Consider the following 493-nt stretch of genomic DNA (forward strand, 5'->3'; position numbering starts at 1 on the left):
CAGCTTCGCGACGATCTCTTCGGGCTTGTGCTTCTTCTGGGGCATTCCAACGTCCTCTCTATCGGCCAAATAGCCTACTTCAGGGAGGACCACTTTTCAGGAGGCAGGCCATCGCCTCGGGGTGGCGCCGCACCACTCCAAAGATTTATACTGAAGAGGATAAGACCTATGAAGGCGCCGGTCTCTGCCACGATCAGAGGCAGTGAGAACCACAGCGCCTCGGTGTTGATCGAATAAAGCCAGCGCCAGCCTATATACCAGGCGCCAAATACCAGGCTCATCGTCAAGAGAAACTGTGTGGACAGTTCGCGGACCGGCGAGGTTGGCAGCGGTGTCCATGGCTCCTGCCGCTCAAAACGCGACGTCGGCAACTTCATTCAGTTGTCAACGGCGGAGCAAAACCAGGCCGTTGGGCGGCGCAAAAGTAGGCCACTTGGCGCCGCAAGCGGGGAACGGCGGGAGGGCGTAGCCCGACTAGAGTTTCCCGCTTGCG

At 59.0% G+C, this 493-nt stretch carries 1 protein-coding gene; it reads left to right on the forward strand.

Annotated elements, in window-relative coordinates; genetic code table 11:
• Positions 1 to 237, forward strand: a 237-nt coding sequence (locus tag FY036_RS24000; RefSeq protein WP_210247456.1) for a hypothetical protein, incomplete at its 5' end; no start/stop codon positions are given.
• Positions 238 to 493 lie beyond the last annotated feature (256 nt).

Origin of the sequence: Neoaquamicrobium microcysteis (assembly GCF_008180155.1) — a bacterium.
GTDB classification, from domain to species: Bacteria; Pseudomonadota; Alphaproteobacteria; order Rhizobiales; family Rhizobiaceae; genus Aerobium; species Aerobium microcysteis.